Origin of the sequence: Streptococcus mitis, from assembly GCF_002096735.1 — a bacterium.
GTDB classification, from domain to species: Bacteria; Bacillota; Bacilli; order Lactobacillales; family Streptococcaceae; genus Streptococcus; species Streptococcus mitis_CZ.
Genome location: NZ_NCVC01000003.1, coordinates 1 through 1,435, shown reverse-complemented (window position 1 = coordinate 1,435; position 1,435 = coordinate 1). Strand labels below are relative to the sequence as shown.

At 35.7% G+C, this 1,435-nt stretch carries 1 protein-coding gene; it reads right to left on the bottom strand.

Going from position 1 to position 1,435, the window contains the following annotated elements:
• Nucleotides 1-31: 31 nt before the first annotated feature.
• Nucleotides 32-1,380 (bottom strand): IS3 family transposase gene (locus tag B7703_RS00030; protein WP_142358182.1). Its coding sequence is split into 2 segments (ribosomal slippage): nucleotides 32-930 and nucleotides 930-1,380, totalling 1,350 coding nucleotides; the frame shifts between segments, so codons are not numbered across the junction.
• Between the last annotated feature and the right edge of the window lie 55 nt (nucleotides 1,381-1,435).

The following is a 1,435-nucleotide window of genomic DNA, read 5'->3' as shown; positions in this document are numbered from 1 at the left end:
TGTACTGACCCCAAAAAGTTAGACAATTAATTTAAGCAAAGGATTTAGTTCTGTATTGTACAGGGCTAAGTCCTTTTAGTTTTACCTTAATTCGTTTGTTGTTGTAGTAATCAATATAGTCTACAATAGCTTGTTCCAAGTGTTCAAGTGACTGAAACGTATTCTCATAACCATAAAACATTTCAGACTTAAGAATGCCAAAGAAAGATTCCATCATACCGTTATCTGGACTATTTCCCTTACGTGACATAGATGGTTGGATTCCCTTATTCTTTAAAAAATGATGATAAAAATCGTGTTGGTATTGCCATCCTTGATCACTATGGAGAATTGTATTTTCGTAATGGTTCTCTGTAAAGGCTTGTTCTAGCATAGCTTTCATTTGTACTAAGTTCGGCGAAGTAGAAAGATTGTAGGAGATAATTTCGCTGTTAAAGCCATCTAAAACTGGTGATAAATAAAGCTTTTGGCTGCTTGCTGGAATGGCAAATTCTGTCACATCTGTGTAGCACTTTTGCATTGGTTTGGTTGCTTCAAATTGACGTTGAATAAGATTATCTGCTTTCTTGCCAACCTCTCCTTGGTAGGAAGAATACTTCCGTTTACGGCGAATTCGAGCCGTTAAACCAAGTACTTTCATCAGACGCTGCACCTTCTTATGGTTCACTACGAAGCCACGATTTCGTAATTCTAGAGTCATGCGACGATAGCCGTAATTTCCTTTATGCTCAGTATAAGTTGACTGAATTTCAGCTTTAATATCATAATCTTTATCGCTTTGATCCAGCTGTTTTAAGTGGTAATAATAAGTTGAACGGGCAAGCTTAATAATCTTTAGAAGGATATCTAAAGAAAACTCTGTTACAAGTCCTTGAACAATTTCCGTTTTTCTTCTTGCTTCTTTTCGTCCCTCAATCGGAGTTCTCTCAACTTTTTTAGAATGGCATTCTCCGCTCTCAAGTACTCATTTTCTGCTTGAAGACGTTCTAATTCTGTCATATCTTCAAATCTCTTCTTTGGCTTACGTCCCATTTTAGGTGGTCTCCCTCTTGTTTTCTCAACAATAGTATACCCGTTTTTCTTGTATTGTGCCAGCCAATTCGAAAGTAATCCACTACTTGGAAGAGCATAATCCATAGACGCCCTAATTTGTGAATGCCCCTCAAGAAGAACTTTATCAATGATCTCTTGTTTTAGTTCAGGAGAATAGTAACAATTCTTTCCTTTTTTGACGATTTCTATTCCATAACGATCAATCAATTTAATCATGTACCTAAGATTAGAATTGTTTATCCCAAATTTATTTGAAAGCTTCTCTAAGCTATATCCTTGTTTTCTAAGTTCATAGATCTGAACTTTATCATCATAACTCAATTTCATAATAAAACACCCCAAAAGTTAGATTTTTTCTGTCTAACTTTTGGGGTGCAGTACA